This window comes from Leucobacter chromiireducens (genome assembly GCF_003917135.1).
Lineage (GTDB): Bacteria > Actinomycetota > Actinomycetes > Actinomycetales > Microbacteriaceae > Leucobacter > Leucobacter chromiireducens_A.
Genome location: NZ_RPDI01000032.1, coordinates 1 through 24,768 on the forward strand (window position 1 = coordinate 1; position 24,768 = coordinate 24,768).

A 24,768-nucleotide genomic window follows, 5' to 3' on the forward strand; every position below is an offset into this window, starting at 1 on the left:
CGGCGCCGGCGCCGGCGCCGGCGAGCGCCGCCCCGTCTCCCCCGCGGCGCGGGCCGCGACGCGTGCGACGGGGCTCGGATCCACCGTCGCCGCGGCGCTGACGCCGGGCCTCGCGGCGGCGCTCCACCGCGTAGTAGAGCGTGGGGAGCACGACGAGGGTGAGCACCGTCGAGGACAGCAGGCCACCGATCACGACGACGGCGAGCGGCTGCGAGATGAATCCGCCCTTGCCGGTGATGCCGATGCCCATCGGGGTGAGCGCGAGAATCGTGGCGAGCGCGGTCATCACGATCGGGCGGAGACGCTGGAGCGCCCCGTGCACCACGGCGTCGTGCAGCGAGTCGCCGCGCTCGCGGTACTGGTTCACGAGGTCGATGAGCACGATCGCGTTGGTGACGACGATGCCGATGAGCATGAGCACGCCGATCAGGGATGCGACGCCGAGCGGGATCCCGGTCACGATGAGCAGCAGGATCGCGCCCGTCGCGGCGAACGGCACCGAGATGAGCAGGAGCAGCGGCTGGAGGAGGCTGCGGAAGGTTGCCACCATCACCACGTACACGATCAGGATCGCGACGAGCAGCGCGAGGCCGAGCTGCTCGAACGCCTCGGCCTGCTGTGACATCACGCCGCCGATCTTCGCGCTGGCGCCTGCGGGGAGCTCGACGCGCTCAAGCGCCGCGTTGACCGCGGTGCTCGCCGCGCTCAGGTCGTCGCCCTCGGGCAGCGCCGAGATCGTCACCATCCGCGAGGTATCCTCCGTGCGGATCGTCACGGGGCCGTCGGCCACCTCGACCGTTGCGAGCGAGCTGAGCGCGCGCCCGCCGTCGGCGGTCTGAATGGTCAGCGCGGCAACGCCGGCCTCGTCGTTCGGCGTATCCGCGGCGGCAAGGTACACGGCGGTGCCCGAGTCGTCGATGGAGATCTGCCCGATCTGGGTGGGCTGCATCTGCTGGGCGAGCTGCCCGGCGACCGCCGCTTCGCTCAGGCCGAGCTTCGCCGCTGCTTCGCGGTTGACCGTCACGGCGAGGTAGGGCCGGGACTGCGCGAGGTCGCTCTCCACCTGCTTCAGCCCGTCGGCCGCCTGCAGCTCGGCGAGCACCGCCTCGCTCGCGACCTCGAGCGTGTCCTGGTCGGGCGCGGTCACGCCGATCTCGATCGCGCTCGACATCGTGACGCCGCCGCCCGACTGGCCGAGCGAGAACTCGCCGGCGTCCTCGAGCGCGTCGGTCGCCGCACGGATGTCGTCCTGCACCTTCGCCTGATCCGCGTCGGGATCGGTGGTGAGCGAGTAGTTGATCGCGCCGTCACCGCCGCCGCCGAAGATCGCGGCCATGCCGCCGCCGGCGCTGCCGATGGTCACCTGCACGCTGTCGACGGCCGGCACGTCGGCGAGCGCCGCTTCGACGCGCTGCGCCTGCGCGAGCTGGGCGTCGAGGCTCGTGCCGGGCGCGAGCGTCTGCACGAGGCCGACGGAGTTCTGCTCGTCGGCCCCCATGAAGTTCGTTTTCATGAGCGGTGTCGCGGCGATCGTGCCACCGAACACGAGCGCGGCGACGATCAGCGTGATGCCCGGCCGCCGCAGGGTCCAGTCGATGACCGGGCGGTACCAGCGCTGCAGCGCGGTGGGCTGGCCTGCGGGGCGCGCGGTGGCGCGGCGCGCAGAGGAGCGGCGCGCGCCCGGCCCGCCGAGCTTCGCGGCGAGCGCGCTCGGCCGCGTCGAAGCGTTCTCCGGTCGGAGGAACCAGTACGCGAGCACGGGAACGATGGTCAGCGAGACGAGCAGCGATGCCGCGAGCGCGATGCTCACGGTGAACGCGAACGGGCGGAACAGCTCGCCCACCATGCCGCCGACGAAGGCCATGGGGAGGAACACCGCGACGGTCGTGACCGTCGACGCGGTGATGGCGCCGGCGACCTCGCGCACCGCGCGCACGATCGTCGCGGCCCGATCCCCGTCGCTCACGAGGTGTCGCTTGATGTTCTCGATCACCACGATCGAGTCGTCGACGACGCGGCCGATCGAGATCGTGAGCGCGCCGAGCGTCAGCATGTTGAGCGTGTAGTCGGCGAAGTTCAGCCCGACAAAGGTGAGCAGCACCGAGGTGGGGATCGAAATCGCGGTGACGAGGGTCGCGCGGATCGACATCAGGAAGACGAGGATCACGAGGACCGCGAACACGAGGCCGAGCATACCCTCCGTGGTGAGCGTCTCGATCGACTGCTCGACGTAGGGCGCCTGGTCGAAGATGACGCTGAGCTTCGCGCCGCCGAGCTGGTCGGCGAGCTCGTCGAGCTTCTCCTGCACGGCATGGGACACGTCGACGGTGTTCGCCGCGGACATCTTGGTCACGCCGATGGTCAGCGCTGGCGCGCCGTCGACGCGCGAGATGCTCTCGACCGGGCCAGGCCCGAGCTCCACGGTCGCGACGTCGGAGATCTTCAGCGGTTCGAGGGCCGGGGCCGCCTCGCCCTCCCCCTCGGCGAGTTCGCCGGGAAGCGCACCCGGCGTCGTGCCGGGGAGCGCCTGCTCGGCCGCCGCCTCCTGCTGCGCGGCGAGCGCGCGCTGCTGCGCCTCCAGCTGGCCGGCGCTCACCGGGATGGAGAGCGATCCGATCTGCTCGGCGGAATCGATGTCGGATCCGGCCTGCACCGCGAGCGTGCGATCCCCGTCGGCCACGGTGCCGGCGGCGATGAGCACGCCGCTCTGCTGCAGCGTGTCGGTGATCGACTGGGTGGTGAGCCCGTTGCTCGTGAGCTTCGCCGTGTCCGGGGTGATCGTCACGCGGTCGGGGCGCGCGCCGGAGAGCTGCGCGTCGCGCACGCCGGGCAGGTCCGAAATCTCGGGCACCGCGATGCGGTTCACCAGTTCGGCGGTGTGCTCGGGGGTGTCCCCGTCCGCCGGAGTGACCGCGATCTGGATCACGGGGAAGTCGTCGATGCTGCCCGAGGTGACCTGGGTGTCAGCGGCCTCCGGCAGCAGCTTCGAGATGCGGCTGATCGCGCGCTCGACCTTCTGCTCGGTGGCGGCGATGTCGACCCCGTAGGTGAACTGCGCGACCACCATCGAGGCGCCGGTGCTCGAGGTGGCCGTTGAGCTCTCGAGGTTGGGAACGCCGCGGAGCGCGGTCTCGATGTGCTCCGAGACGTCCGCGTTCACCACCTCGGGTGATGCTCCCGGGTAGCTCGTCACGACCGCGATCGCGGGGAACTGCACGGAGGGCATGAGTTCTTGCTTCAGGGAGCCCATCCCGATGAGTCCGAACACCGCCGCAACGATGGTCACGAGCGCGATCAGGGCACGATTCTTCAGGCTGAGCGCCGTGAGTTGGTGCATGAGCCCGATTATCCCACGCATCGCTGAACCCACCCACTCAGCTCGCGGCGCACCTCATGCGCGCGACGGCCTGCAACGCGCGCTCGAACCAGCGATAATGCTGAGTATGCCGCTGTCTCAAAGCCGACGCACCCTGGGAGCCGTGACCCCCGACGATTTCCAGCGTCTGCGCGATCTCCGCCGCATGCAGCGCATCGCGGTCGGGCTCCTGATCGGCATGGCGGTCGTGTTCGTCGTCTCGTTCGTGCTGCAGGATCGCTTCCCGTGGCTCGGCTACGTGCGTGCCGCGAGCGAGGGCGGCATGGTGGGCGCGCTGGCCGACTGGTTCGCGGTCACCGCGCTGTTCCGCCACCCGCTCGGGATCAAGATCCCGCACACCAATCTCATCTCCAACAAGAAGGACGAGATCGGCGAGGGGCTCGGCTCCTTCGTCGAGGAGAACTTCCTCGCCGACGATGTGGTGCACGCGAAGCTCTCGGAGATCAGCGGCGCGCGCACCGCTGGGCTGTGGCTCTCGGAGGCCGCCAACGCCGAGCGGGCCGCCGGCATGGTCGCGAGTGCCGGGCTCGGCGCGATGACCGTGCTCAACGACAACGACGTGCAGGAACTCATCGAGGTGCTGGTGCGCAAGCACGTCATCGATCCCGAGTGGGGTCCGCTGCTCGGCCGCGCCGCCGATTCGTTCGTCACGGGCGGCCATCACGAGGCGCTGCTCGATATCGCGGCGGAGCGCATGGAGGAGTGGCTGGTCGGCCATCCCGAGGCGTTCGACCGCGTGGTGTCCTCTCGCCTCCCGACCTGGGTGCCGAGCGTCGTCGAGAAGTTTGTGGACAACCGCCTGCACGCCGAGGCGGTGCGCTTCGCGCAGAAGGTCGCTGCCGAGCCGACGCACCCGTTCCGCATCGCGGTCACGAAGTTCCTCGGGGATCTCGCGCGGGATCTGCAGGAGCAGGAGCACCTCCAGCAGCAGCTCGAGAGCTTCAAGCACGAGGTATTCGACAGCCCGCGGGTGCGCGCGCTCGCGGCGAGCACGTGGGAGACCGCCCGCGCGGCGCTCGTTGGGATGCTGGAGGATCCCGAGAGCGATCTGCGCGTGCGCATGGTGCGCGCGGCACAGGACTTCGGGAAGAAACTCGTCGCCGACGCGACGCTGCAGTACAAGATCGACGTCTGGGTCATGGGCGTCGTCGAGCACCTGGTGCGCAACTACCGGCACGATCTCGCCGGCGTCATCTCAGAGACCGTGCAGCGATGGGACGCGCGTGAGGCCGCCGAGAAGATCGAGCTGCAGGTCGGCAAGGATCTGCAGTTCATCCGCATCAACGGCACCGTGGTTGGCGCACTCGCCGGGCTGGCGATCTTCGCGATCGCGACGCTGATCATCGCGCCACTCGCGGCCGCGGCCGGCTAGGGCTCCGCGATCCCTGGCCCTGGCCTGGCCCGAGCTACTCGGCGCGGAAGGCGAGCGGCAGCAGCATGTCCTGCACGCGATCGCTCGCCGCGGTGTGGTCGGCGCGCGTGGTGATGGCGCAGCGCGAGACGCGACAGTCGAGCCCGTCGGTGGTGGGCGGCGGCACCGTCAGCGTCGCCGTGAACGATCCACGTTCGGTGTCGTCGTAGCTCTGCGTGGCGAACGCCCGCCACGCCCAGTCGCTCGTGATCCACGCGCTCGACAGCCCGGCCTCGGCGTTCGCGCCGCCGGTCTCGGCGCCCTCCGGGATCCCGCCGAGGCACGGCCCTGGCTTCTCGTCCGGCGTCGCTGGGATGGCGCAAATTGCGAGGTATATTCCGATGCCCGCATCAAAGCCGGTGCCCGTCACGACGAGCGACTCGCCCGGGGCGACACTGGCGAGATCAGCGGGAGCGCCGTCGGCCGCAGCCACGCTGAGCGCTCGCGTGCGGCCGTCCGCGCCCTCGGCTCGCACCTCGGAGACGAAGTCCTGCGGGACACTTTGCCCTGATCCGCCAGCGCTCTGATGCGTGAGAATCGGAATCAGCACGACAAGAACACCCGCGAGCACGAGGAGCGCGACGACGAGCAGCGCGATCAGCACGATCCTGAGCGGGCGCCGGCGAGATGAGGTCATGGCTTCATCGTAACGGCCGACGGTCTCTCTGCATGGCGGTCATGCTAGAATCTGCTCCATACGTCTATCTCAACTGGTACTTGCCTCGCGGCGCATATTCCGCGGGGCCCGAATGTGTAAGGGGGTCACGCATGGGGCGCGGCCGTCAGAAGGCAAAGCACACCAAGGTCGCTCGGGAGCTGAAGTATTTCAGCCCCGACACGAACTACTCGGCGCTTGAGCGAGAGCTCGCATCTGAATCCGAGAAGCATTCGGGCGAGGACCCCTGGGCCGAGTACGCGGACAAGTACAACACCGACGAGGAATCCGACGACGACTGACGTCGGCGCGCCCACCTGAGGCGCCTCTCGTCTGCGCCAGCGCAGCGGACCGCTTGGTCCGCTGCGCTGCTGCGTGAATCGGGGCAGCTCCGCGGCTGCACCAGAGACCCGCTCCGGGATGACGTGAAACCGGCGCGGGTCTTTGGCGTTCCCGCTGGGTGCAGGGAGTCGGCACGCAGCAACGCGTTCGGCCCCGCCGCACACCGGGTGCGACGGGGCCGAACGCGTGTGCGAGCGCGCCTTAGTGCTTGCCCTGCGCCGCCACCGCGGCCGCGCCAGCCGCTGCAGCCTCGGGATCGAGGTAGCGGCCAGGGCCTGCCGGGGTCCCGTCGGCGTTGATCTCGTACACGAGCGGCATGCCGGTCGGGATGTTGAGCGAGGCGATGTCGGCGTCGGAGATGCCCTCCAGGTGCTTCACGAGCGCGCGCAGCGAGTTGCCGTGCGCGGTGACGAGCACGGTCTGGCCGGCGTTCAGGTCGGGCAGGATCTCGCCCTCCCAGTACGGAACGAGGCGATCGATGACGTCCTTCAGGCACTCCGTCTGGGGGCGCACGCCGTCAATGCCTGCGTAGCGGGGATCGCGGGCCTGCGACCACTCGCTCGCGTCGTCCAGGGCGGGCGGCGGGGTGTCGAACGAGCGACGCCACTCCATGAACTGCGCCTCGCCGTACTTCTCGAGGGTCTCCGCCTTGTCGAGGCCCTGCAGCGCACCGTAGTGGCGCTCGTTCAGCCGCCAGGAGCGCTTCACGGGGATCCAGAGCCGATCGGCGGTGTCGAGCGCGAGGTTCGACGTCTGGATCGCGCGGCTCAGCACCGAGGTGTGCAGCACGTCGGGCAAGATGCCTGCGGCGGCGAGCTGCTCGCCGGCGCGAGCCGCCTCACCGCGCCCCTGCTCGGTCAGCCGGACGTCGACCCAGCCGGTGAAGAGGTTCTTCTGGTTCCACTCGCTCTGCCCGTGGCGCAGCAAGATCAGCGTGTTCGTCATACCGCTAGCCTATCCGGTCGCGCGTGCGAGCTCCCGGCGGGCGCCGGCGAGGGGCACGGCCCCGACTCCGACCAGCGATCCCGACCCCGACCCCGTCCCCAGTTCCCCGCTCCCCAGATTTGCAGCGACTCTCATCCGTTTGCTGGGCTCCGATCCGGATCAAACCCTCACGAATCTCGGATGAGGCGGGAGCGTCATAGGGAGGCGCACCGGGCCCGGGGCCCGGATCCACAGACCCCGGCCCCCGCTCCCCGGACTTGCTGCGACTCTGCTCCGCTTCCCGGGCGCCATTGCGGACCAAACCCTCACTTAATGGGAGTTTGGGGCGCGGGCGGAGGGGCGGGGGGCTGGGGCTGGGGCTGGGGGCGGGCGGGCGGGGCTAGAGGCGCTTGAGGCGCGGGATCTCGCGCGCCGCGCCAGCGTCCGACGGCACGATGACCTCCTGCGCCGCGGCGATCACCTCGGTGATCGATGCCGGGTCGGCCTGCGCGTCCGCGCCGTGCTCGCCGCCGCGCACCTCGAGCTCCGCGTCCTCCGGCACCGAGCGCTTCAGCAGCGCGAGCGCGATGCCGCCCCACTCGTAGTGCAGCGCAGCGCGCGTCACCCGACCGACCGGGCGCGCGCCAGGGGTCTGCGCCTCACCGGCGCGGAAGACGAGCGCGCCGGCCTCCGGCAGCGATCCACCCGAGCCGTCGAGGTGCAGCAGCACCAGCCGGCGCGGCGGGTGGCCGAGATTGTGCACCTTCGCGATGGTCTCCTGCCCGCGATAGCACCCCTTCGTGAGATGCACGGCGGTGCGCAGCCAGTCGAGCTCGTGCGGGATCGCGCGCTCGTCAACGTCGGCGTGCTGCGCGGGCCGCCAGGCGCGCACCTCGAGCGCGTCGAGCGCGAGCAGCCCGGCCGCCTGGGCCTCCCCCGCGGCGACGCGCGCCGCGAGCGCAGCGAGCTCGGTCCGCGGGAACACGAACTGGGCCGCGCTCCACTCGGCGCCAGCGTGCTCCGCGGTCTTCGCGTACTGCACCCCGCCGGGGAGCACCCCGCGCCACGGGTCTTCCCACACCGCGACCGGAGCTGCGGAGCGCAGGAGATCGGCTGCCGGGCCGGCGAACGCGAGCACCGCGGCGAACTCGTCTGACGCGTCGCGCACGCTCACGCGCAGCGCGAACCGCATCCGCGTGAGGAACTCGGTGAGCGGCTGCGCGGATCCCTCGTCGACGAGCAGCCAGGCCCGCTCCCCGTCGTCGACGAGGCGAATGGCACGCTCGATGCGGCCGTTCGGGTCGAGCAGCATCGTCTCCGTGCTGACGCCGGGGCGGAGGCCGGTGAGCTGCTGGCTCGTCATCGAGTGCAGCCAGCTCAGGCGATCGGCGCCCTCGACCAGGATCACGCCGCGGTGCGACAGGTCGACGAGTGCGCGGCCCTCGGCGAGCGCGCGCTGCTCGGCGAGCGGCTCACCGTAGTGCGCGGGCACGTCAAGATCGGGGACGAGGATCGCCCCTGGGAGCTCTCGGAAGGCGGTCATCGAATCACCACGCTCCGGAGTCCGGTGCGCACGCGACTAGCGCTGACCCTTGAAGAGCTTGTAGATGACCGTGCCCGAGACCCAAGCGATCGCCAGGGATGCGAGGCCAAGGAGTCCGAGAAAGAAGAGTTCGAGCGCAAGCAGCATGAGGCCAGTCTAGCTGAACCGGGCGCGCCGCGCAGCCAGCGACCAGCGGCTACGGGATGAGGAGACCGATCACGTCGATGACGCCGATCACGAGCACCGAGCCCGCGACGCTGAACGCCACCCGCGTGATGAATCCGACGCGCTGGGCGGTGCCGAGCTGCAGGGCGAACGTCACGAGGGTGCTCGCGCCGATCGCGAACACGAGCCACGCGAAGCGCTCCTCCGTCGGGACGAGGATCGTGACGAGCGCGCCGATGAGCGCCGCGACCGCCCACGCGATGATGAGGCGCGGCACGTGCCACGAGTGCACGTCCGGCATCTCGCGCGGTGGGTCAGTCTGGGGCTCGGTCACGGCCACATTCTTCCACACGAACATCGGCGCCGCGCGCCTCGATCCCGCACGCACCCGCGCGGCCCGCCGTTCACTTCGGTTTCGTGTTTCCGACACGTGACCAGCGCGAAACGGAGCCGAAACGAAAGCCAACGTAGACTGGGCCCGTCGTCAGAACGAGGAAGGGAGCGCCGCGCATGGAGTTGCTCTGCCTCACAGACCGGGATCCAGGCGAGTCGCTGCCCGGCCTTGACCTGCTGCCGCACGAGCTGCGCACCTCGCCGCTCGCGCTGCACATTCCGGAGACGCTCGCGGCGCGCTACGACGCGATCCTGATCGATGGCACCCTCGACGCGCGGCGCGCACGCAGCGCGTGCCTGAGCCTCGCGTCCGGGGTGGCCACCCCGCGCGTGGTGATCTTGCCGGAGGTGGCGCTCACGGCGCTCACGAGCGAGTGGGGGGTGTCGGAGCTGCTGCTGCCGACGGCCAGCCCCGCGGAGATCGAGCTCCGCCTGCGCCTGCTCGAGCAGCAGACCTCCGCGCAGACTCCCCCGCCCGCGGTCCAGGCCGCGGGCGTTGTCATTGACGAATCGAATTTCACCGCGCGGTTGTTCGGCCGCCCGCTCGATCTCACGTACAAGGAGTTCGAGCTGCTGCACTTCCTCGCGGGGCACCCCGGCCGGGTGTTCACCCGCGAGCAGCTGCTCAGCGAGGTGTGGGGCACCGACTACTTCGGCGGCACGCGAACGGTCGACGTGCACGTGCGCCGGCTCAGGGCCAAGCTCGGCGACCACGAGGGACTCATCAGCACGGTGCGCGGGGTGGGCTACGGCTTCGCGCGCGCCAGGCCAGTGGAGGACGAGGAGGACACCGATGGTGCAGCTCACTGATCTCACGTTCGGCGCCGCCGGTGCGGGAGGCCCCGGCGCGACCCCGGAGGCGCTCACCGCCGCGCGCGAGCTCGCCGCACGCGCCGAGGCGGCGGACGGCACTCCACCGGTCTCAGATCAGGCGATGCTCGCGGTGGCGAACGGCCAGCGCACGCTCCTCCTCTTCGGGGACGCCGCTGCGCCCGGCGCCGAGCCGATCGCGCTCGGCATCATCGGCGAGGGCGAGCTCGACCTCGTGGTGCAGCCGGAGGCGCGGGGACGCGGCGTTGGCCGCGCGGCGCTGATCGCGCTGCTCGCGCGGCACGAGCTCGGCCCCGGCCCGCTGCGCGCGTGGGCGCACGGCGAGAATCCCGCGGCGACCTCGCTGCTCGAACGCGCCGGGTTTGCGCCGGTGCGCTCGCTGTATCGCATGGGGCTCGATCCCCATCTTCTTCCTGGCGATGCGCGGGATCCGCTGCGGCTCGCGCCAGGCGGGCTCGCGCTCCACACCTTCGGCCAGGGCGCGAACGACGCAGCCGACTGGGTGCGCGTCAACGCCGCGGCGTTCGCCACGCACCCCGAGCAGGGGCGCATGACGGAGGAGGACCTCGCGCTGCTGCGGCAGGAGCCCTGGTTCGACGCCGGCGACCTGATCCTGCTCTCCGACGCGCACGGCGACGTGATCGGCTCGACCTGGCTGAAGACCGTGCGCGACGCGGCTTCCGGGGCCGTCGACACCGAGCTCTACGCGCTCGCCGTGCACCCCGAGAGCGCCGGGCGCCGCCTCGGTCGACTGCTGCTCGACGTGACCCTCGCGCGCATGGCGCAGCACTCACCCCGCACCGTCACGCTCTACGTCGACGGCGACAATGCGCGCGCGGTGCGGCTCTACGAGACCGCCGGGTTCACCATTGATTCACGCAGTCGCCAGTGGGAAGCGGGCGGTCACGCCGCCGCTGATGCCAGAATGGGTGCATGAGCGAAGAGACGCTAGAAGTCGCCACCGATCTCGCACCACTGCCAGCGGATCGGTACATCGACCGCGAGTTGAGCTGGCTCGCGTTCAACCAGCGCGTGCTCGAACTCGCCGAGGACCCAACGGTTCCGCTCCTGGAGCGCGCGAACTTCCTCGCGATCTTCGCCTCGAATCTCGATGAGTTCTTCATGGTGCGCGTCGCCGGTCTGAAGCGCCGCATCGTCACCGGGCTCGCCGTGCCGACGAACGTCGGCCGCGCGCCGACCGACGTGCTCGCCGACATCAACCGGACCGCGTACGAGCTGCAGCTGCGGCACGCGAACTGCTTCCGCGAGCAGGTGCAGCCGGCGCTCGCGGAGGCCGGCATCAAGATCGTCGACTGGGAGCAGCTCGACGACGCCGACCGGGTGGTGCTCACGAACTACTACGAGCAGCGGATCTACCCGGTGCTCATGCCGCTCGCGGTGGATCCTGCGCACCCGTTCCCCTACATTTCGGGGCGCGCGCTCAACCTGTCGATTCGCGTGCGCAACACCCGCACCGACAAGATCGAGTTCGCGCGACTGAAGGTGCCGCAGATGATCCCGCGCTACGTGCGCGTCGACCGCCGCGAGGACGCGGAGGACATCCGCTACATTCCGCTCGAGGCACTCATCGCGAACCAGCTCGACGGCCTGTTCCCCGGCATGGAGGTCATCGATCACCACGTTTTCCGCGTGACGCGCAACGAGGACATGGAGATCGAGGAGGACGAGACCGAGAACCTCATCCAAGCGCTCGAGAAGGAGCTGCTGCGCCGCCGCTTCGGCCCGCCGATCCGGCTCGAGATCTCGGACGACATGGATCCCGCGACGCTCGAACTCCTCGTCCGCGAGTTCGACATCGACGAGGAGCAGGTCTACACGCTGCCGGCCCCGCTCGACCTGTCCGGCCTGTTCGCGCTCACCGGGCTGCCGCGCCCCGAGCTGAAGTTCAAGCCGCACATCCCGGTGACGCACCCGAAGTTCCGCACGAACTCGCCGAGCGAGCGCCCCGACACGTTTGGTGCGATTGCGCGCCGCGAGGTGCTCGTGCACCACCCGTACGAGTCGTTCGCCACGAGTGTGCAGGCATTCCTTGAACAGGCGGCAACGGATCCCGATGTGCTCGCCATCAAGCAGACCCTGTATCGCACCTCGGGCGACAGCCCGATCGTCGCGGCGCTCATCAAGGCGGCCGAGGCCGGCAAGCAGGTGCTGGCGCTCGTCGAGGTGAAGGCGCGCTTCGACGAGGAGGCCAACATCACGTGGGCGCGCAAGCTGGAGCAGGCTGGCGTGCACGTGGTCTACGGCCTCGTCGGGCTCAAGACGCACTGCAAGCTGGTGCAGGTGATCCGCGAGGAGGGCGGCAAGCTCGCCCACTACTGCCACATCGGCACCGGCAACTACAACCCGAAGACGAGCCGCATCTACGAGGACTTCGGCCTGTTCACCTCCTCACCCGAGGTGGGCCGCGACGTCACGAAGCTGTTCAACGTGCTCTCCGGCTACGCGATCGAGACCGACTACAACCGCCTCCTCGTCGCGCCGCTGCAGCTGCGCAACGGCCTGCTCGAGCGGATCGAGCGGGAGGCGGACCACGCGCGCGCCGGCCGCCCGAGCGGCATCAAGCTGAAGGCCAACTCGATGGTCGACGAGGCCATCATCGACGCGCTCTACCGCGCCAGCCAGGCCGGGGTGCCGATCGAGGTATGGGTGCGCGGCATCTGCTCGATCCGCGCCGGCGTTCCCGGGCTGTCCGAGAACATCCAGGTGCGCTCCGTGCTGGGCCGCTACCTTGAGCACTCACGCATCTACGCGTTCGAGAACGACGGCAACCGCGACGTGTTCATCGGCAGCGCGGACCTCATGCACCGCAACCTCGACCGCCGCATCGAGGTGCTCGTGAGCATCTCGGACCGCGAGCACCTCGAGCGGATCGATCGCTTCTTCTCGTTCGCGTTCAGCGACGACGTGTCGTCGTGGCGCATGCTGCCCGACGGCACCTGGCAGCGCCGCGTGATCAGCGAGGAGGGCGAGCCGCTCCCCGACCTCCAGGACCTCGTGATGATCGACCGGACTGAGGCGAGGGCGCGGAGAACCCGGTGAGCGCCGAGATTCTTGCCGCCGGCACGGTGTGCTGGCGCCGCGTCGCCACGCCGCGCGGGGAGCAGCTGCACGTGCTGCTCATCCACCGCACCAAGCAGCAGGACGTGTCGTTCCCGAAGGGCAAGCTCGACCCCGGCGAGAGCATGCCGGAGGCTGCGGTGCGCGAAACCGAGGAGGAGACCGGGCTGCGCGTCTCCCTCGGCGTGAACCTCGGCACGATCCACTACGAGCTGAGCGGCGGCCGCAAGAAGACCGTGCAGTACTGGGCCACCGAGGTGACGGCCGCCGCCGCGCTCGCGTCGACGTTCACCCCGAACGACGAGGTGCAGGCCCTCGAGTGGGTGCCGGCGAGCGAGGCGCGCGAGCGGCTCTCCTACCGGGCCGACCGGGAGCTCTACGACGTGTTCCTGCGGCTCGCGGAGCATGAGCTGCTCGACACGTTCTCGGTGACGCTGCTGCGGCACGCGAAGGCCGAGGCCCGCGCGGACGGCGCCGCTCCCGCCGAGGATCACCTGCGCCCGCTGACCGCGGCCGGCGAGAAGCAGGCGCGCACGCTCGTGCCGATCCTCGCTTCGTTTGGGCCGAAGCGCATCCGCTCGTCGAGCGCGCGCCGCTGCCTCGACACCGTCGCACCGCTCGCGGCGCACCTCGACAAGCGGGTGCGCGTGTCCGAGGCGCTCAGCCAGGACTTCTGGGACGCCGGCGACCTCGCGGACACTCGCCGACTCATGGGCAAGATCATCACGCGCGGCAAGAACACCGTGGTGTGCAGCCACCGGCCGGTGCTGCCCGATCTCGCCCGCGAGCTCGTGCTCGCCACGGGGAGCGTGCCTGGCGAGTACCTCGCCGCGGCCACCGCGCTCCCCCCTGGCGGCTTCTCGGTGTTCCACTTCTCGCGCTCGCGTCCTGGGGCAGGGATCCTGGCCGTCGAGACGTACCCGCTGAAGCACTAGCGCGCCGAATTCCCCGGCGATCAGGCCGGCGATGCCGGCGGCGAACTCCGGCGCGTGGCGCGCGGCAGCGGGGCCAACACCTGAACTCGGGGTGTCCGCTCGGGGCACCCCCGGCCGCTGCCGCCACGGTGCAGCTCCCACTCGTTCACCCGTTGTTCACCCGCTGGCAGACCGCGCTTCACACTGCCCGCCTAGCGTGGGGATGTGGCCACCGAGGCCACCTCCAACATCCGCTTTCAGATTGGATCACACGCACGTGAAGCTCTCAGCACTGACCAAGGTCGCGGCCATCGGCGGACTCGCCGCGCTCACGCTGACCTCCTGCGCCGCAAACGAGTCGGGCTCCACCGCGCCGGCAGACGGCGGTTCCAGCAACTCCTCACTCGCCGGCGAGCTCGTCGGCGCTGGCGCCTCATCGCAGGGGTCGGCTCAGGAGGCATGGGTCGCCGGTTTCCAGACCACCCACGCTGACGTCACCGTGAACTACGACCCGACCGGTTCGGGCGCTGGCCGCGAGACCTTCCAGCAGGGCGCAAGCGCCTTCGCCGGCTCGGATCGCGCGTTCAAGGCCGAGGAGATCGCGGCCGGCCCGTTCCAGACCTGCGCCCCCGACACCGGCATCGTCGAGTTCCCCGCGTACATCTCCCCGATCGCCCTGATCTTCAACGTCGAGGGTGTTGACTCGCTGAAGCTCGACGCGGCCACCGTCGCGAAGATCTTCTCGGGCAAGATCACGAAGTGGAACGATCCCGCGATCGCCGGGCAGAACGAGGGCGTCTCGCTCCCCGACCAGAACATCACCGCGGTGCACCGCTCCGACGAGTCGGGCACCACCGGCAACTTCACCGACTACCTCGCGGCCGCAGCGCCGAGCGACTGGACCGTCGGCTCCATCGAGTCGTGGCCCACCGAGTTCGGCGGCGAGGGTGCGCAGGGCACCTCGGGTGTCGTTGAGGCCGTGACCAACGGCGTCGGCACCATCGGCTACGCGGACGCCTCGCGCGCCGGCGAGCTCGGCACCGTCGAGATCAAGGTCGGCGAGGAGTACGTCGCGTACACCCCGGAGGCCGCAGCGGCGATCGTCGACGCGTCGCCCCTCGAGGAGGGCCGCACCGACCACGACCTCGCGATCAAGCTCGACCGCACCTCCACCGAGGCCGGCGTCTACCCGATCGTCCTCGTCAGCTACCTCGTCGGCTGCGAGCAGTACGCCGACTCGGCCAACGCCGAGCTGGTGAAGGAGTACTTCAGCTACATTGTCAGCGAGGAGGGCCAGCAGGTTGCCGCCGACGCGGCAGGCAGCGCCCCGATCTCGGAGGATCTGCGCGGCAAGATCCAGCCCGCGATCGACGCGATCAGCTAGTCACCCTGAGTGGGGCGCGGTTTCCCCCGCGCCCCACTCACCGTGCGTCACCCCACGACCACCCGCCACGAACCAGGAGCCCGAGTGACCACCGCTTCCGCCCCTTCCAAGCCGGTGCTGAGCCTCGGCGATCGCGTCTTCTCGCGATCCGCGCTCTTCGCGGGCAGCATGATCCTCGTGACGCTCGCAGCCGTCGCGATCTTCCTGATCGTCCGCAGTCTCCCCGCGTTCGTCGCAACCGACGAATCCGCGTCGCTGCTCAGCAGCAACTTCTGGGCCTACGTCGGCCCCCTCGTCTTCGGCACCGTGTGGGCCGCAGCCCTCGCGCTCGCCCTCGCGCTGCCGCTCGCCATCGGCATCGCACTCTTCATCTCGCACTACGCTCCCCGCCAGCTCGCGCAGGTGCTCGGCTACATCGTCGACCTGCTCGCGGCAGTGCCGAGCGTGGTGTTCGGCCTCTGGGGCATCGGCGTCCTCGCCCCGGCCGCACAGCCCATCTACGCGTGGCTCAACGAGCACCTCGGCTGGATCCCGCTCTTTGGTGGCGTCGTGACCGGCACCGGCCGCACCATCCTCACCGCGGCACTCGTGCTCGCCGTGATGATCCTGCCGATCATGACCGCGATCTGCCGCGAGATCTTCCTGCAGGCGCCCGTGCTGCACAAGGAAGCCGCACTCGCGCTCGGCGCCACCCGGTGGGAGATGATCCGCCTCGCGGTGCTGCCGTTTGGTCGCCCCGGCATCATCTCGGCCGCCATGCTCGGCCTCGGCCGCGCCCTCGGCGAGACCATGGCCGTCGCGATGGTGCTCTCCGCGACCGGGGTCGTGAGCTTCAAGCTCCTCACCTCCGAAAACCCGTCAACGATCGCGGCGAACATCGCGCTCGCCTTCCCCGAGGCCTACGGCGAGAACATCAACGTGCTCATCGCGACCGGCCTCATCCTGTTCATCGTCACCTTCCTGGTGAACGCGCTGGCACGCTGGATCATCAGCCGCCGCGCCGAGTTCAACGCCGCCGACTAATGCTGCAGCAGACCGAACGGAAAGAAAAGAGGAGCGCACCCGTGGCACTCACTGTCCGCCCCGTCCAAGCTGGATCGGCCCTCGCGGGCAACCGGCTGCCGCGCAGCACCCCCTGGATCGTGCTCGGGGCCAGCCTCGCCGGATCCCTCGCCCTCTTCGGGCTCCTCGCCGCGGCGAGCGGCAGCGAGTTCTCGCTCGTCGGCGCCGTGCTCGTCGGCGCGCTCGCCTACCTCGCGATCATCACGATCCTCTCCGGCTCCGTCGAGGGTCGCCGCCAGGCCGTCGACCGCTTCATCACCGGCCTCGTGACCGGCGCGTTCCTCCTCGCGATGGTGCCGCTCGTGTCCGTCGGCATCACGGTCGTCTCAAACGGTATCGCCCGCTTCGACGCCGAGTTCTTCAACTCCTCGATGCGCAACGTCACCGGTGAGGGCGGCGGCGCGCTCCACGCCATGGTGGGCACGCTCCTCATCACCCTCGCCGCGACCATCATCTCGGTGCCGCTCGGGCTCATGACCTCGATCTACCTCGTCGAGTACGGCCGCGGCCGCCTCGCGAAGATCATCACCTTCCTCGTCGACGTCATGACCGGGATCCCCTCGATCGTCGCCGGCCTCTTCGCGTTCGCGCTGTTCGCGGTGTTCTTCGGCCCGGGGGTTCGCATGGGCATCGTCGGCGCGGTGGCGCTCTCAGTGCTCATGATCCCGGTCGTGGTCCGCTCGAGCGAGGAGATGCTGCGCCTCGTGCCGAACGAGCTCCGCGAAGCCTCGTACGCACTCGGCGTCCCGAAGTGGCGCACCATCCTGAAGATCGTGCTCCCCACCTCCATCGCCGGCATCACCACGGGCGTCATGCTCGCGATCGCCCGCGTCATCGGCGAGACCGCGCCGCTGCTCATCACCGCGGGCTTCACCGCGTCGATGAACTACAACCTGTTCTCGGATCGCATGCAGTCGCTGCCCGTGTACGTCTACACGCAGTTCGCCAACCAGGGCAACCCGGCCTTCGCGTTCCTCGAGCGGGCCTGGGCGGCAGCCCTCCTCCTGATCCTCATCGTCATGGCTCTGAACCTCCTCGCGCGCCTCATCGCGAAGTGGTTCTCGCCCAAGTTCGGCCGCTAACGCGGCGCCCAGAGTTCGCAGCCAAAGGAAAGCACACCGCATGTCGAAGCGCATCGAGGTCTCGGACCTCAACGTCTACTACTCGAAGTTCCTCGCGGTCGAGGGGGTCACGATGAACATCGAGCCCCGCAGCGTCACCGCCTTCATCGGCCCGTCGGGCTGCGGGAAGTCGACCTTCCTCCGAACGCTCAACCGCATGCACGAGGCGATCCCCGGCGCGCGCGTCGAGGGCGAGGTGCTGCTCGACGGCGAGGACCTGTACGGCGCAGGCGTTGATCCCGTGCTCGTGCGCCGACAGGTCGGCATGGTGTTCCAGCGCCCCAACCCGTTCCCCACGATGTCGATCCGCGAGAACGTGCTCGCCGGCGTGCGGCTGAACAACCGCAAGCTCTCGAAGAGCGACTCCGACGACCTCGTCGAGAAGTCGCTCACCGGCGCGAACCTCTGGAACGAGGTGAAGGATCGCCTCGACAAGCCGGGCTCCGGGCTCTCCGGCGGCCAGCAGCAGCGTCTGTGCATCGCGCGCGCCATCGCGGTGTCCCCCGAGGTGCTCCTCATGGACGAGCCATGCTCGGCGCTCGACCCGATCTCCACGCTCGCGATCGAGGATCTCATCGACCAGCTGAAGCAGGAGTACACGATCGTCATCGTGACGCACAATATGCAGCAGGCGTCGCGCGTCTCCGATCGCACCGCGTTCTTCAACATCGCTGGCACCGGAAAGCCGGGCAAGCTCATCGAGTATGACGACACGTCGACGATCTTCTCGACGCCGTCGGTGCAGGCGACGGAGGACTACGTGTCGGGCCGCTTCGGCTAGGCTCGCCCTCCCCGCCCGTCCCGCCCCCGCCATTCTCCCTGGGCCCCGCACCCTCCCTGCGCTGCGCCCTCCCGATCGGGGTCACTCCGGCAGGGTGTCGCGCGCTGCATCCTCGCGACACCCTGCCGGAGTGACCCCGATCGTGTGCGTCGTGTGAGTGCGTGCGTGTGTGCGTGTGTGCGTGTGTGCGTGTGTGCGTGTGCGGCAGCTGCGGTGGGCGTGGCGATGTAGACACCCCGCGCCCGCAGGCGTACTGTTACGCCGTGAACTTCAGCGCGAACAGGTCCTCTCTCGAGACCGCCCCGCATGACCTCAGTGGTCACCCGCGATCCCGAGCGTTTCGCACGTGGCTGCTCGCGGAGACCGCGGAGGCCCCGGGCGAGCACACCGGGCCGCACGGCCGCGCGGGATCACACCGCAGGGCGCACTGGTTCCAGGTGATGTGCCTCACCGGCGTCGACTACTTCTCCACGCTCGGCTATCAGCCGGCCATCGCCGCACTCGCGGCCGGGGCCATCGCCCCCATCGCGACGATCGTGCTCGTGATCGTCACGGTCGCGGGGGCCCTCCCGGTGTACCGCCGTGTCGCGCAGGAAAGCCCGCACGGCACGGGCTCGATCGCGATGCTCGCGCGGCTCCTCCCCCGCTGGCGCGGCAAACTCACCGTGCTCGTGCTGCTCGGCTTCGCCGCAACGGACTTCATGATCACCATGACGCTGTCCGCGGCCGATGCGACCGCGCACCTCGTCGAGAACCCGTTCGCACCAACGGCCCTGCACGGCAAGGAGGTGGTGATCACGCTCGCGCTCCTCGGCGGGCTGGGCATCGTGTTCCTGCGCGGCTTCCGCGAGGCGATCCGCGTCGCGACGGCACTCGTCGCGCTCTTCCTCGCCGCCAACCTCGTGGTGATCGTCGTCGCGAGCGCGCAGCTGGTCGCGCACCCGGCCCCGGTTGGCGACTGGTGGAGCGTCCTCACCACGCAGCACGGCAACCCCCTGCTCGTCGTCGCGATCGCGCTCGTCGTGTTTCCCAAGCTCGCGCTCGGGCTCTCCGGCTTCGAGACCGGTGTCGCGGTGATGCCCCAGATCCGCGGCGACGCTGGCGACACCGAGGCGCACCCGGCCGGCAGGATCCGGGGCGCACGCCGACTCCTCACCACCTCGGCGCTCATCATGAGCGGTTTCCTGATCACCTCGTCGATCACCACCGTCGCCCTGATCCCCGCCGCGGAGTTTGAGCCTGGCGGCGCAGCGAATGGCCGCGCGCTCGCCTACCTGGCGCACGAGTTGCTCGGCGAGGGCTTTGGCACCGCGTACGACCTCGTGACGATCGCGATCCTGTGGTTCGCGGGAGCCTCGGCGATGGCCGGGCTCCTGAACCTCGTGCCGCGCTACCTCCCCCACTACGGGATGGCACCCGCGTGGGCGCGCGCCACCCGTCCGCTCGTGTTCGTGTTCACGGCGATCGCCGCGCTGATCACGATCATCTTCCAGGCGAGCGTCGATGCGCAGGGCGGCGCGTACGCCACTGGCGTGCTCGTGCTCATCACCTCAGCTGCGCTCGCCGTGACCCTCGCCGCGCGTGCGCGCGGCCAGCGGGGTGCCGCGATCGGGTTCGGCGTGATCACGTTTGTGTTCACGTACACGACCGTCGCGAACATCGTGGAGCGCCCCGACGGCATCAAGATCGCCGCGTGCTTCATTCTCGGGATCCTCGTCGTGAGCTTCGTCTCCCGGATCGCGCGCGCCACCGAGCTGCGCGCCACCGCTGTACGCCTCGACCCGACCGCTGCCGGCTTCGTCGCGGCAGGACAGGCCGTGCACCTCATCGCGCATGAGCCGAACGACCTCACCCCCGAACGCTACGCGGCGAAGCTCGCGCACGCCCGGATCGCACACCGCCTCCCCGACGCCGCGCCGCTCTTCATCGAGGTGACCGTTGCCGACAGCTCCGACTTCGAGGGCGAGCTGCTGGTGCGCGGCGTTGAGCGGCACGGTTTCCGGATCCTGGCGGTCGAGTCGAGCTCGGTGCCCAACGCGATCGCGGCGGTGGCGCTGCACCTGCAGGACGCGATCGGCTGCGCACCGCACATCTACTTCCGGTGGACCGAGGGCAACCCGCTGGCGCAGCTGGCACGCTTCTTCCTCTTCGGGGATGGCGAGGTTGCGCCGATGACGCGCGAGGTACTTCGCGAGGCTGCACCGGATCCGCGTCACCGTCCGTGGGTGCACGTGGGCTGAGGGCGGCTGTTCGCCGGCGGGCAGAAAGAAACCGAACCGCAGAAACGCCTCTCGGCGGAAGGCCGCTCGAAGCGGCAAAAATTGGAGCCCGGGGTTACTGCGGCCCGGCGTGACCAGTGTACCGCAGGCGCTTTCCGCGCGGCAGTGCTGCGCAGACCCGCGCGATTCGCGGGGCGCGGTCGCCCGGCCCGCCCCGGCCCCTGGTCACCCCACCCCACAACTAAGTGCGACTCTGATCCGTTTCGCCGCACCAGAACCGGATCAGAATCGAATCAAGTCCAGGTCGCAGCTTCCCAAACCCTCCGTCTCAGGGAACTGCAGCGACTTTGCTCCGGAACAGCAGTGCCATAACGGCCCGAACCCCTACTAAGTTGCCAGGGTGACGCGCTCGCACCCTCACCACGCCGCAGCTACGCGAGCGTGCCCTCGCGCCAGCGCCGCGCGCCAGCGTGCAGCTCCTGACTGAGGGTGGAGTAGCGCAGCGCGCGCGTGGTGAGCTCACCGGCGTGCGCGTCATCGTGGGCGTCCCGCGCATCCGCGAGGTCGGCGGCACCGAGCGCCATGATGCGGCAGTAGCTCGCCGCCCGCTCGAGCGCTGCCCCCAGATCCCCGACGAACGCGCCGCGCAGGATGGTGTCGCAGAGCGTCACGATCGAGAGCGGGGTGACCGGCTCCTGCGCCCCGGCAACAATCGGGTCGATCGTCACGGCGACATCGGAGCCGCGGCGGAACAGGTCGGCGGCGGCATCCGGATCGGCGTCCACCACGCGACGCAGCAGGTATAGCCGCCACAGCACGCCGGCGAGCGAGTGCGCGCTCTGCCCGGCCCACAACTCGGCGATGTCGTGCAGCCCCTCCCCTGAGGCGAGCCCGACCACGCGGTCGACCACGGCGGGGTCGGTGCCGTTGCGCACGCGGTTGAGCAGCGCCCACGAGGTGTCCTGCGCGAGACGGTGCGCAGCGCCGGCCTCGTCCGAGCCGATGATCCAGTCAAAGGACATCGTCGGCTGCAGCACGGGTCGCAGGTGTTCTCGGCTCACACATCTCCTCGCGTGGGATCGCCCGCTCGCGCGGGCCGGCATCTGACCTCGTGAGTCTACGCCGCGCGCGCCAGCCCCGCGTGGACCGGACGCACGGAAAAACACGATAGATTAGAGCGAGTAGGGGCCTCTAGCTCAGTTGGTAGAGCATCGGACTTTTAATCCGCGGGTCGCCGGTTCGAGCCCGGCGGGGCCTACTGCGTGTGGGTGCCCCGTGTCGCTGTGCGACGCGGGGCACTCGCGTCTGCGGCGCGCGGCACGCCGAGCCCATCGCCCGGCGAATCAGTGAGCACCGCTGCGACGATCTCGATGCCGCGCAGCAGCCGCGTCGCAGGCTCCGCGCCGTAGCCGACAATGAGCGCGTCATCCGGGTCGCTCGACGCGCCACCCGGCGTACCGCCCCCGGGCGCGCGATAGTTGCCCACCCGATCGGCGAGCACGCCGCGCTCCGCGAGCGCCCGCAGCGCGGCCGCGCCGTCGCGCCCACCCAGCGGCAGCACCACGTGCAGCCCGCCATCCGCGCCACCGACCTCGATCCCGCGCTCGGTCAGTCGATCGAGAAGCAGCCGGCGGCGGTGCCCGTACTCGCGCCGTGTGCGCGCGAGCTCCCGCCGGAAGCCGCCGCTCTCGAGGAAACCGGCGAGCGCGCGCTGCTGCAGAAGCGGAAGCGCCGGCCCGATGTCCTCGCGCACGGCCCGCAGCTCGGCACGGAGCGCACGGCTCCGCTCATCGCCAGCAGCGAGCACGATCGCGGCGCAGCGGATCGAGGGTGAGAGCACCTTGTTCAGTGTCGTGATCGTTGCAACGCCCGCGGCGAGCGAGCCGAGTGCCGGAAGCAGTGCGCCGGCGTGCCGGAACTCGCTGTCGTAGTCATCCTCGATGATCAGCGCACCGGACTCCCGCGCCCACTCGAGGATGCCGAGGCGCTCGGCAGCCGGCATGCGGCCCCCGAGCGGAAACTGGTGGCTCGGGGTGAGCAGTACCGCGTCGAGCGCGTGCGCCGCGCCGAGCTCCCGGAGCCCACGCGCGGTCGCCCCGTCGGCCCCGACCGGCAAGCGCACGATCTCCGCGCCGGCGCGGGCGAACGCGCGGATGCCCTCCGCATAGCCGGGATCCTCCACCGCGATCCTGGGCGCGCGACCGTGCACGGCACGCAGGGCGAGCGCGAGCAGCAGCAGTGCCTCCGAGGTGCCGCTCGTGACGGTGACGTCGGCCTCGGTGCAGCCGATGCCGCGGGCGCGACGCGTGTGCGCGGCAAGCGCGGAACGGAGATCCGCGATCCCGATCGAGTCCGGGGCGTCGGACTCCCACGGCAGCCGCGCCGCCGCCTGCATTGCGCGCACGAAATCGCGCGGCGGGGTCGCGGCGACGAACGGCCGCCCGGGCCGCAGGTCGATCGCGCCGGGCGGATCGGCCGCTGCTGGCACGGCACGCAGCTCGGGATCGGCGCTGTGCCGTCCCGGCTCGCCCCAGCGCGGCAGCTCGGGTACGACGCGGGTGCTTGCCCCCTGCCTGCTCTCCAGGAACCCCTCGCCGACCAGCTGTTCGTACGCGGCAACGACGACGGTGCGTGACACCCCGATCGTGCCGGCCAGCGCGCGCGAGGCGGGCAGCGGCTCCCCCGGCGCGATCCCGCCGGCGAGAATCGCTTCGCGGATGCGGGAGGTGAGCTGCTCGGCGAGTGGGATCGGGATCCCCCGATCAACGCTCAGCTGCGGAAAGACGTCCATGCGGCTCGGTTCAGTGCACGAAGAGGAGGAGTCCGGCGACCGCGATGAACAGCGCTCCGAACACCGAGTTGAGGGTGCGCTGCCCGCGCACCGTTGACGCGTAGCGGCGGAACGGCTTCGCCGCCCCGGCGAAGAAGCCCCACATCACCACGACGTCGACGCCCACCACGGTGGCGATGAGTACGAGGTATTGCGGCAGGAGCGGCTGGTCCGCCCGGATGAACTGGGGCAGGAACGCGAGGAAGAAGACCACGGCCTTCGGGTTCAGCAGGTTCACCCAGAAACCGCGGCGCAGGAGCTCCCAGCGGCCAGTGGTCGCCACGCGCTCGGTGGCCTCAGCGGGCTCCGGTTTCGCGATGATCAGGCGAACCCCGAGGTACACGAGGTAGGCGGCGCCGGCGAAGCGGATGCCGGTCAGGAGCGCCGGGGTGCTCGCGACGAGCACGCCGACTCCGGCGGCCACGATCAGGATGTGCACGAGCAGCGCGAGTTGCTGCCCGATCACGCCCCAAACGGATCGCCGCCAGCCCACCGTCAGGGAGTTCGACATCGTGTTGATGGCGCCAGCGCCCGGGGTCATGCTGATCACGACGGTCGCGGTGAGCAGAGAGATCCAGAGTGCAGGGGCCACTGACACAGTGTAGTCGTGGCGCGGGTGCCTCGTTCGCCGTTCGGCGCGCGCGCGATTCCCCGAAACGAGGAAAAGCCCCGCGAACGCGGAGCTTTTCGGAGTGGATCTGAGGGGCGCGGGATCTTCGGGGGAAACGCGCCAGCGTTTCCAGATCCCGCGCGATTCCCCGAAACGAGGAAAAGCCCCGCGAACGCGGAGCTTTTCGGAGTGGATCTGAGGGGAATCGAACCCCTGACCTTCTCATTGCGAACGAGACGCGCTACCAACTGCGCCACAGACCCTGACAGCGAGTAAGCCTAGCAGGCGGGCACGGCGCACGTAAAATCAGCTGCGGCGCCGAGCCGCGTGTCGCGATCCTCAGCCGGCGTTGCGGCGGCGGCGGAGCACCGCGTCGAGGTCGGGCATGCCCTCGCTCGTGTCGCCGATGACCCCCATGTCGCGGAGACGGTGCTGCGCGACGCGCTGCTGGGCAGCCGCGGCCGACATCGGGGCGCGGCCCGTCTGCGCCTGCTGGGGTGCCGGTGCGGCCTCGGGTGCGACCCCGGCCGCGGACGCAGCACCCGNCGCGACGCGCTGCTGGGCAGCCGCGGCCGACATCGGGGCGCGGCCCGTCTGCGCCTGCTGGGGTGCCGGTGCGGCCTCGGGTGCGACCCCGGCCGCGGACGCAGCACCCGCCGCCGGCGCACCCACGCCACCCGCAGCCGGACGCGCAGCCTGCTGCTGCCGCGCCGCGTGCTCGCGTGCTACCTGCTCGCGCACCTCGCGGAGCAGGATCGAATCGGTCTGGTTCACTTGCGTGGCCGGGCGTTCTGCCCGCGCGCGTGCGAGCGCCCGTGCACGGGTGATGCGCTCGGCCGCGGCGCGCTGCGCGGCGGCGTGCGCCTCAGCCGCGGCCTCGGTCTCTCCGGTTGCGACGGGTGCTGACTCGACGACCGGCGCGGGATCGGCCTGCTCAGCCACCTGTTCGGCGGGGATCGGCTCGAGCCGCACGCGGCCGGGAGCGAGCAGCACGAGCCCGCCGACGGAGGCGAGCGCGAGGAGCAGCGCGCACACGAGCAGCGCTGGGCCGCTTCCCGCGATGAGCAGGCCGGCGCCGACGAGCGCGCCGAGCAGCCCGAGCAGGCCGCCGAGCGCCGCGATCGCGCGC

At 70.4% G+C, this 24,768-nt stretch carries 19 protein-coding genes and 2 tRNA genes; 12 read left to right on the forward strand and 9 right to left on the reverse strand.

Annotation, left to right across the window (positions count from 1 at the left end; all coding sequences use genetic code 11):
* On the reverse strand, window positions 1-3,337 hold a 3,337-nt coding region (locus EGM46_RS12590; RefSeq protein WP_164512899.1), incomplete at its 3' end, for an efflux RND transporter permease subunit.
* A gap of 106 nt (window positions 3,338-3,443) precedes the next feature.
* On the opposite strand from EGM46_RS12590, the gene EGM46_RS12595 reads away from it, so the two are divergent.
* Window positions 3,444-4,748, forward strand: coding sequence for a DUF445 family protein (locus EGM46_RS12595; RefSeq protein WP_125100493.1), 1,305 nt, complete (start codon window positions 3,444-3,446; stop codon window positions 4,746-4,748).
* Window positions 4,749-4,782: 34 nt separating this feature from the next.
* On the opposite strand, the gene EGM46_RS12600 is transcribed toward EGM46_RS12595, so the two are convergent.
* Entirely contained in the window at window positions 4,783-5,424 is a 642-nt protein-coding gene (locus EGM46_RS12600) for a hypothetical protein (protein ID WP_125100494.1), read from the reverse strand.
* 131 nt (window positions 5,425-5,555) lie between these two features.
* Between EGM46_RS12600 and EGM46_RS12605 the strand changes: the two genes are divergently transcribed.
* The gene (locus EGM46_RS12605) at window positions 5,556-5,744 is read left to right on the forward strand and encodes a DUF3073 domain-containing protein (protein WP_125100495.1); all 189 of its coding nucleotides are present in this window, start codon (window positions 5,556-5,558) and stop codon (window positions 5,742-5,744) included.
* A gap of 241 nt (window positions 5,745-5,985) precedes the next feature.
* Here the strand turns inward: EGM46_RS12605 and EGM46_RS12610 are convergent, their stop codons facing one another.
* From EGM46_RS12610 to EGM46_RS12620, 3 genes are all read right to left on the reverse strand, one after another.
* The gene (locus tag EGM46_RS12610) at window positions 5,986-6,729 is read right to left on the reverse strand and encodes a phosphoglyceromutase (protein WP_125100496.1); all 744 of its coding nucleotides are present in this window, start codon (window positions 6,727-6,729) and stop codon (window positions 5,986-5,988) included.
* Window positions 6,730-7,108: 379 nt separating this feature from the next.
* A complete protein-coding gene (locus tag EGM46_RS12615; protein WP_125100497.1) occupies window positions 7,109-8,251 on the reverse strand; it encodes a YgfZ/GcvT domain-containing protein in 1,143 nt (380 codons plus the stop codon).
* Window positions 8,252-8,447: 196 nt separating this feature from the next.
* Window positions 8,448-8,750, reverse strand: a complete 303-nt coding sequence (locus tag EGM46_RS12620; RefSeq protein ID WP_241156331.1) for a hypothetical protein — start codon at window positions 8,748-8,750, stop codon at window positions 8,448-8,450.
* 176 nt (window positions 8,751-8,926) lie between these two features.
* Here EGM46_RS12620 and EGM46_RS12625 point away from each other — a divergent pair, with 176 nt between their 5' ends.
* From EGM46_RS12625 to EGM46_RS12665, 9 genes are all read left to right on the forward strand, one after another.
* Window positions 8,927-9,619, forward strand: a complete 693-nt coding sequence (locus EGM46_RS12625) for a winged helix-turn-helix transcriptional regulator (protein WP_125100498.1) — start codon at window positions 8,927-8,929, stop codon at window positions 9,617-9,619.
* Window positions 9,603-10,577 carry a mycothiol synthase gene (gene mshD, locus EGM46_RS12630; RefSeq protein WP_125100499.1) on the forward strand — a complete coding sequence of 325 codons (975 nt, stop codon included), beginning with the start codon at window positions 9,603-9,605 and terminating at the stop codon, window positions 10,575-10,577. The genes EGM46_RS12625 and mshD overlap by 17 nt, the downstream gene beginning before the upstream one ends.
* Entirely contained in the window at window positions 10,574-12,700 is a 2,127-nt protein-coding gene (locus EGM46_RS12635; RefSeq protein WP_125100500.1) for an RNA degradosome polyphosphate kinase, read from the forward strand. The genes mshD and EGM46_RS12635 overlap by 4 nt, the downstream gene beginning before the upstream one ends.
* On the forward strand, window positions 12,697-13,653 hold the full coding sequence (locus tag EGM46_RS12640; protein WP_125100501.1) for an NUDIX hydrolase: 957 nt from the start codon (window positions 12,697-12,699) through the stop codon (window positions 13,651-13,653). The genes EGM46_RS12635 and EGM46_RS12640 overlap by 4 nt, the downstream gene beginning before the upstream one ends.
* Before the next feature lie 256 nt (window positions 13,654-13,909).
* Entirely contained in the window at window positions 13,910-15,016 is a 1,107-nt protein-coding gene (gene pstS / locus EGM46_RS12645) for a phosphate ABC transporter substrate-binding protein PstS (RefSeq protein ID WP_125100502.1), read from the forward strand.
* Window positions 15,017-15,100: 84 nt separating this feature from the next.
* The gene (gene pstC, locus EGM46_RS12650; protein WP_125100503.1) at window positions 15,101-16,039 is read left to right on the forward strand and encodes a phosphate ABC transporter permease subunit PstC; all 939 of its coding nucleotides are present in this window, start codon (window positions 15,101-15,103) and stop codon (window positions 16,037-16,039) included.
* Window positions 16,039-17,160: a phosphate ABC transporter permease PstA gene (gene pstA, locus EGM46_RS12655; RefSeq protein WP_125100504.1), complete on the forward strand. Its 1,122-nt coding sequence runs from the start codon at window positions 16,039-16,041 to the stop codon at window positions 17,158-17,160. The genes pstC and pstA overlap by 1 nt, the downstream gene beginning before the upstream one ends.
* A 40-nt stretch (window positions 17,161-17,200) precedes the next feature.
* Window positions 17,201-17,980, forward strand: coding sequence for a phosphate ABC transporter ATP-binding protein PstB (gene pstB, locus EGM46_RS12660; RefSeq protein ID WP_125100505.1), 780 nt, complete (start codon window positions 17,201-17,203; stop codon window positions 17,978-17,980).
* A gap of 440 nt (window positions 17,981-18,420) precedes the next feature.
* On the forward strand, window positions 18,421-20,220 hold the full coding sequence (locus EGM46_RS12665; RefSeq protein WP_125100510.1) for an amino acid transporter: 1,800 nt from the start codon (window positions 18,421-18,423) through the stop codon (window positions 20,218-20,220).
* A gap of 410 nt (window positions 20,221-20,630) precedes the next feature.
* Here the strand turns inward: EGM46_RS12665 and EGM46_RS12670 are convergent, their stop codons facing one another.
* Complete coding sequence (locus EGM46_RS12670; protein WP_125100506.1) at window positions 20,631-21,260, reverse strand: hypothetical protein; 630 nt, start codon at window positions 21,258-21,260, stop codon at window positions 20,631-20,633.
* A gap of 124 nt (window positions 21,261-21,384) precedes the next feature.
* Here EGM46_RS12670 and EGM46_RS12675 point away from each other — a divergent pair.
* Window positions 21,385-21,457: transfer RNA gene (locus EGM46_RS12675), tRNA-Lys, on the forward strand.
* Here EGM46_RS12675 and EGM46_RS12680 read toward each other — a convergent pair.
* The 3 genes from EGM46_RS12680 to EGM46_RS12690 all read right to left on the reverse strand — a co-directional run bounded on the left by EGM46_RS12680 (window position 21,455) and on the right by EGM46_RS12690 (window position 23,902).
* Complete coding sequence (locus tag EGM46_RS12680; RefSeq protein ID WP_125100507.1) at window positions 21,455-22,990, reverse strand: PLP-dependent aminotransferase family protein; 1,536 nt, start codon at window positions 22,988-22,990, stop codon at window positions 21,455-21,457. The genes EGM46_RS12675 and EGM46_RS12680 overlap by 3 nt on opposite strands.
* A gap of 10 nt (window positions 22,991-23,000) precedes the next feature.
* Entirely contained in the window at window positions 23,001-23,621 is a 621-nt protein-coding gene (locus tag EGM46_RS12685; protein WP_125100508.1) for a LysE family translocator, read from the reverse strand.
* A 208-nt stretch (window positions 23,622-23,829) separates the two neighbouring features.
* Window positions 23,830-23,902 (reverse strand) — tRNA-Ala (locus tag EGM46_RS12690).
* Between the last annotated feature and the right edge of the window lie 866 nt (window positions 23,903-24,768).